Annotated in this window: 7 protein-coding genes and 1 pseudogene; 4 read left to right on the top strand and 4 right to left on the bottom strand. The window is 37.6% G+C overall.

The features are described 5' to 3' along the window. Window positions 1-142: 142 nt before the first annotated feature. Complete coding sequence (locus LQ216_RS19555; protein ID WP_230131288.1) at window positions 143-394, bottom strand: hypothetical protein; 252 nt, start codon at window positions 392-394, stop codon at window positions 143-145. A 1,473-nt stretch (window positions 395-1,867) separates the two neighbouring features. Between LQ216_RS19555 and LQ216_RS19550 the strand changes: the two are divergent. Next, window positions 1,868-2,839 (top strand): annotated as a pseudogene (locus tag LQ216_RS19550) (tRNA-dihydrouridine synthase); the annotation flags it as partial. A gap of 83 nt (window positions 2,840-2,922) precedes the next feature. On the opposite strand, the gene LQ216_RS20570 reads toward LQ216_RS19550, so the two are convergent. Then, on the bottom strand, window positions 2,923-3,015 hold the full coding sequence (locus tag LQ216_RS20570) for an IS3 family transposase (RefSeq protein WP_354959415.1): 93 nt from the start codon (window positions 3,013-3,015) through the stop codon (window positions 2,923-2,925). A gap of 308 nt (window positions 3,016-3,323) precedes the next feature. On the opposite strand from LQ216_RS20570, the gene LQ216_RS19545 reads away from it, so the two are divergent. From LQ216_RS19545 to LQ216_RS20565, 3 genes are all read left to right on the top strand, one after another. Further along, window positions 3,324-3,476, top strand: a complete 153-nt coding sequence (locus LQ216_RS19545) for a helix-turn-helix domain-containing protein (RefSeq protein ID WP_230131291.1) — start codon at window positions 3,324-3,326, stop codon at window positions 3,474-3,476. A gap of 305 nt (window positions 3,477-3,781) precedes the next feature. Then, window positions 3,782-4,141 (top strand): hypothetical protein, encoded by a 360-nt coding sequence (locus LQ216_RS19540; protein ID WP_230131287.1) that lies wholly within the window; start codon window positions 3,782-3,784, stop codon window positions 4,139-4,141. 16 nt (window positions 4,142-4,157) lie between these two features. After that, window positions 4,158-4,421, top strand: coding sequence for a lipase family protein (locus LQ216_RS20565; protein WP_354959413.1), 264 nt, complete (start codon window positions 4,158-4,160; stop codon window positions 4,419-4,421). Between the two features lie 34 nt (window positions 4,422-4,455). Here the strand turns inward: LQ216_RS20565 and LQ216_RS19535 are convergent, their stop codons facing one another. After that, window positions 4,456-5,598 (bottom strand): glycosyltransferase family 1 protein, encoded by a 1,143-nt coding sequence (locus LQ216_RS19535; protein WP_230131286.1) that lies wholly within the window; start codon window positions 5,596-5,598, stop codon window positions 4,456-4,458. 27 nt (window positions 5,599-5,625) lie between these two features. Next, window positions 5,626-6,159 carry a phosphatase PAP2 family protein gene (locus tag LQ216_RS19530; protein WP_230131290.1) on the bottom strand — a complete coding sequence of 178 codons (534 nt, stop codon included), beginning with the start codon at window positions 6,157-6,159 and terminating at the stop codon, window positions 5,626-5,628. Between the last annotated feature and the right edge of the window lie 7 nt (window positions 6,160-6,166).

The raw sequence follows: 6,166 nt of genomic DNA, 5'->3' as shown, positions 1-6,166 counted from the left end.
CAGCGAGTAGAAGTAATCAGATTAAATGGGGATAGTTATAGAATTAAACACAGAACTACCATTTTTGGAGAGAAAAGTGTTCAAAATTAATTAGCAAAAAGTGTTCAAAACAACTTGACGGTTACACACCTTCATAGTATTCTTAAATTTCAACTTCCTCAGCTGTATTTATTCGTTGGGCTATTGCTAACTCTTGTGCTATTCTTGCCTGTGATTCCGACATTTGATTGTATATTTCCTGTTTTGATGCTTCTTCTTCTAATTCTTTAATAGTTCCACTTTCTCTAAGAGACTGTGCTTTGATTATTAATGCTTCAGTACCTTTTTGAACCAAGTAACCAGTAGGATTTAGCCCGAATTTTAATGCTTCAATATATGGGTTGTTTTTGCTCAATTTAGTTCCCTCCTAATATGTATAAATTTGAAAACTATGTTAATATTACAAATTGCTCTCTTTCTTAGTTCTTGAAGACTTGATAATAAAATACTTTAATTATATCGGCTTAATTTTATGTAAATTTAAACATAATATAATTGATTATAAAGTTCAGTTATCGGATTTAAAGATTTTTAAGCTTGCAAAACATAGATTTTCCTGCCAATAGTATTCCTACAAAATTGAAATCATTTAGTACATGATAGTTCCAGTACAATTGAGGAGAAATCCCAAATTTTTAAATCTGTATATTCTTTGGGAATACTTACCTTGATTACCCTGTTCACAGATGAAGTAAATCAAATTGAGTAGTTTACTTAGAATTAACCGAAGCTTTTTATTTGGATTTCATTAAGCAGAGTCTTTTAAATATAGTCTTGTAATCTACATAACTAAAACTAATATGAGTTTGAAAAGTTTTTCCTTATCCCTAGTTATCCTTTTTCCTGCCCTACTATGTAACCCCCAAATAAAGCCGTGCTTTTTAAAATAAAGTCGAAGCAAAATTAAAATAAAGTTGTGCATAAGGTGTGGAAAAAGGTGTGTGAAAAAAGGAGAAATCCTTATTCAACAAGCCTTTAACCCAATTCTTATGCACGACTTTTTTTTATTCAAAAAATAAAGGTGTGGTAAAAAAGCGAATCAAAAAATGGAGAAAAAGAGGGGGGAGTGAACGACTTTATTTTAAATGGGAAAAAATGCGAACGTAAGAATGCGGGTTGGAGGAGGGTGTTTTGAACGACTTTATTTGGTGGTAACAGAATTTGTAACCCCCAAATAAACCCTTGCTTTTTAAAATAAAGTCGAAGCAAAATTAAAATAAAGTTGTGCATAAGGTGTGGAAAAACGCGTGAGAAATCCTTATTCCTCATGCCTTTACCCCTGTTCTTACGCACGACTTTTTTTTATTCAAAAAATAAAGGTGTGGTAAAAAAGCGAATCAAAAAATGGAGAAAAAGAGGGGGGAGTGAATGACTTTATTTTAAATGGAAAAAAATGTGAACGTAAGAATGCGGGTTGGAGGAGGGCATTGTGAACGACTTTATTTGGTGGTAACAGAATTGTAACCCTATAATAAACTCTTGCCAAACAAAATAAACTTATAATAATCCGACCCTGATTTTTGCGATTTCGGGGTCTTTTTCCTGTTAAACCCTTGTCAATCCAGTGTTTTTCCAATTTTCTTTTCAGTCTTTTTTAGCAAAAATTTATTTTAACTGGAACAATGGAATGCTGATTGATGGGGTGGATTTTAGCAGGAGATTAATTTGGTTGTACAGAGATTGTGAAGTGAAGTAAACATTTCCGATCAGTTTGATAAAAAGTGCTTAAGCATGGTATAAGTGTAAAAGAAGCAGGGACATTTTGCTTTTTAATTTTGGGATAAGGGTTTGGCCTCGGATCCCATAATGAAAGGGTTTGAATTTGAATATGATAGATAATTTTTGGCGTGATTTACCACGACCTTTTTTTATACTGGCACCAATGGAAGAAGTGACGGATGTTGTTTTTCGCCATGTAGTGAGTGAAGCAGCCAGACCTGATGTGTTTTTTACAGAGTTTACAAACAGTGAGAGTTATTGTCACCCAGAGGGGAACAAAAGTGTACGTGGGCGTTTGGCTTTTACAGAGGATGAACAGCCAATTGTAGCCCATATATGGGGGGATAAGCCTGAATATTTTCGGCAAATGAGTATTGGTATGGCGAAACTTGGGTTTAGGGGAGTGGATATCAATATGGGCTGTCCTGTACCTAATGTGACGCAACACGGAAAGGGAAGCGGTCTTATCCGTCGTCCAGAAGTTGCAGCAGATTTAATACAAGCAGCAAAAGCAGGAGGATTGCCCGTAAGTGTAAAGACAAGGCTTGGATTCACGGAGGTAGACGAATGGCACGACTGGCTGGCACACATATTGAAACAAGACATTGTGAATCTGTCCATTCATCTGCGTACAAGAGAGGAAATGAGCAAAGTGGATGCTCATTGGGAACTAATCCCGGAGATTAAGAAACTTCGTGACCAGGTGGCCCCAGATACACTCTTGACGATTAATGGGGATATCCCAGACCGTCAAACTGGCTTAAAGCTCGCTCATCAATACGGTATTGATGGGATTATGATTGGGCGTGGTATTTTCAATAATCCATTTGCCTTTGAAAAGCAGCCGAAAGATCATAGTAGTAAGGAATTGCTTGATCTCTTAAGGCTGCATCTGGATCTCCATGATAAATATTCAGCACTAGAGCTGCGTCCGTTCAAGGCTCTTCATCGCTTTTTTAAGATATATGTCCGTGGGTTTCGAGGGGCAAGTGAATTAAGAAATCAATTAATGAGCACAGAGTCAACAGATGAAGTGCGTGCATTGCTCGATAACTTTGGGTCAAAGAATCTTGATGGTATGGGGGACAGTAGAAGTGTCCCATTTCAAGATAAAAGCGAAGTAGGACGTTACACTGGTGTGCCTCCAAAAAGTTAGAGTTTATACTAAGCAGTTAATTGGCTGGTGTGAAGGCGGTATTGAACCCGACTGATTCCCGCCAATTTTTGCTTTATTTGTTTGTAATTATAGTAATCTATATTAGGGTATGAATTTGCAAATTAAAAGTACGCAAATGGGGAAGATCATTATTTTCTTCAATATTTAACCTTTAATGAAGCAGAAAGATAGCGTGAAATGTCAGTAGTGAGAAAAGAAATCAAAAAAATTCATCTGGAGATTTTAAGGTATTATAATGAGCCCTTGGAAACTTATAGCTTTGCTTCACTCGATTCTGAGAATGGTGGGTATTGGCTACTGGAACTGTGCTAAAAATAAATGGACAGGTTATATTACTAAATCAATTGAGTTAGATGAATTTATTGATAAATGGCTTACGGAATGAGTTCTGAGGGAATTAGCAATAAAATGCAATGTATCACGTCAAACTATTAATGCAATCGAAAATGACAAGTATGACCCTACTTTACAGTTAGCCTTTGAATTAGCCTTAAATCTAAATTCTACTGTGGATAAGCTATTCCTATATAAAGAAGGATAATGACTATAGCTCTTTTTCGTAAACAAGGAGTGACATGGAGTTTCTAACATACTTACTGTTATTTTGATCTGGATACTAATAGTGGGATGGTTCACTGGTGCAAAGTTATCCAACAAACTAGAATTATACGTATTCGCGGGAATTCGCTAGCGTAATTATCCAGGCTTTCAAAATCCAAAATAATTTAGAAAATGCAGCAACTAGATTCAAAGATTCTCTTGACCGGGCTCATAGTGACGCTTTAGATACTAGGGGTGATTGATAGCTGTAGGGCGGGAATAAATAAGCAGAAAAGGAGTTTTTAAATGGAGGAGAAAGTCAGGGACCATGTTTTTCATCGACTGAGCAAGGTAGCCTATTCAGACAATCCCCCTAAACAGCTAGATTTACATTTCGATGACGGGAAGCAATCGTGGAAAATCGAAAAGATACCAGGTGCCAAGACCCGTGACCACGTAACAAGTTTTGATTCATTTGTCTTCAAAAAAGAAAATGATATTGTCATTGCATTTCGTGGTTCTCAAGAGTTCAACGACTTTGTAACTGACGTACAGTATATTGTCGGAAAGAAAAATGTAAATGAAGAGTTACCAGCGTATCGTAATTTGGGTAAAGAAAAAAAGAGTATGTACCCAATCAATTCAGGCAGGCTGACAAGCTGGTAGCTAAAGCAAAAGAGAAATATCCAATGCCCGGATACATCTCACCGGTCATTCCCTGGGAGGGGCCTTAGCTTCCTATGCAGGGGCAGTCCATTCAGTGGAAGCAGTCACCTTCAGCTCACCAAGTGTAGTCAATTTGCTTCCAGAAGAGCTCCAAAAAATGCAGAGTACAGATTTAACATTCCTTACCGCTTTGGCGATACCTTCAAAAGAAAGGCATCGCCCGGCTCAGAGCCTATCATGCCCGCCACTCGATATAAAGCCTTTACATATAATAGAGTGAAACCCCATTTACATAAAAAGATTTAGACTCCCTGTTACGCGTATTTTTTCTCGCGAATCTTACGAATCACCCCAATATAAGAGCCTAACAAATTATCAAAAATAACATCCCATCTTTGAGTAAGGGCAAAATTCCTTCCTGATGTCCCCATCTGTTTAAGTAAATTTTCGTTAGTTAAAAGCTCAACAATGGCGTTCGTGAATTCATGGATATTGCCAGGCTCACATAAGCGTCCTGTTTTTCCTTCTTGAATAATATTTTTCACTCCTCCCGAATTGGCTCCGATAACAGGTGTCCCACTCGCCAATGCCTCAAGTACGACATTTCCGAACGTTTCAGTGGGCGAAGGAAAAACGAATAAATCGGATGAGGAGTAAACCTTCGCCAATTCTTCTCCTTTTAGATACCCGGTTAAGAGCATGTTTTTTGGAGCGTCATTTTGAATCTCTTCACGCAAAGGACCGTCCCCGATGATTAACCATTGTACCTTCTCGTTTATTTCGGCTGGAAGAGATTTAGCAACAGCCAGAAGTGTCTTCACATCCTTCTCGGGTGCTAACCGGCCTACGTAGGTAAGTAGGTACTTCTTTTTTATTCCATAATGCTCGCGAACACTTTCTTTATCATATTGGGGATGGAAAAGGCGGCAATCTACGCCTCTGCTCCAAATTTCGAGATTGGTGAAACCGCGGCGGTTTAGTTGAGATAATGTTTCATTGGAGGGAACAAAAATTTTTTGGAATGGACTATGAAACCAACTCATGTATTTCCAAAGAACTTTGGAGAGAAATTCGAGGCTGTAAAATTGCAAGTATTTATCGAAGTCCGTATGGTAAGAGCCAACTAGTGGTATGTTCAATTTTTTTGCAAAATAAGCGCCGGAAAGGCCAATGTTAAACGGCGTAGCCACATGTATCAGATCCGGAGCGAAACTCTCCAATTCTGACTTAATATGAAAGAGATTTGGAAAAGCCAATCGGCATTCAGGATATAAGAAAAAAGAGAGACTTTTAAAACGGTGGATATGGGTAGATACATACTCATTCGAGTGAGACTTAGGCGCAAAAATTTTGTAAGTTATCTTTTGTTCAGTTAAATAATCAGTAAATCGTTTCAGAGTTCTTGCAACCCCATTGATGTCCGGATCATAGGTATCTGTGAAAATGGCAATTTTCATACAAATCGCTCCCTCAAAATGGATTCATTAACCATTATTTAATAAATAAAAGCACAGACTACCAAACGTTGAACCAAGAATCATTCCGGCTATGACATCTGTGGGATAATGGAGTCCTAAATATATTCTGGATATGCCAACAAAGAGCGCTAATGGAATCAGTACGAATGAAAGGGTTGGTACGAGAATAATAAATGGAATAATGACAGAAAAAATGGCTGTCGTATGTCCTGATGGAAACGAATGATCCTGCAAGGGATTCGATGGAACTTTTGTTTTATCTATGATTAAGTAAGGCCTTTTTCGTGGATACAGCTTTTTGGCGATAGATACTGGTATATGGCTTATTGTTAAGGCAATCGCACTTGAAATGGCAGTCAATCTAGTTTGATTAGACGAAAAGATAATAAGTAAAAGCACTGTCACGATTGTGAATGTAGCTCCACCGATATGTGTGATATTTCGGAAAAAGAGATTTAAATATTTTTTATCAAAATGGCGGTTTACCCCCTGAAATAAACGGCATTCGAAGTCATAACAGGTTTGCAACAGTCTTGTCATCATCAAG

This window comes from Bacillus sp. CECT 9360 (genome assembly GCF_918741275.1).
Classification (GTDB): domain Bacteria; phylum Bacillota; class Bacilli; order Bacillales; family DSM-1321; genus Peribacillus.
The sequence above is the reverse complement of the archived record's forward strand: the minus strand, read 5'-3'. Positions and strand labels throughout refer to the sequence as shown.

Coding starts and splice junctions, on each gene's coding strand:
- LQ216_RS19540 (WP_230131287.1), top strand. CDS start 3,782: ATGGAGGAGAAAGTCAGGGACCATGTTTTTCATCGACTGAGCAAGGTA.
- LQ216_RS19535 (WP_230131286.1), bottom strand. CDS start 5,598: ATGAAAATTGCCATTTTCACAGATACCTATGATCCGGACATCAATGGG.
- LQ216_RS19530 (WP_230131290.1), bottom strand. CDS start 6,159: ATGACAAGACTGTTGCAAACCTGTTATGACTTCGAATGCCGTTTATTT.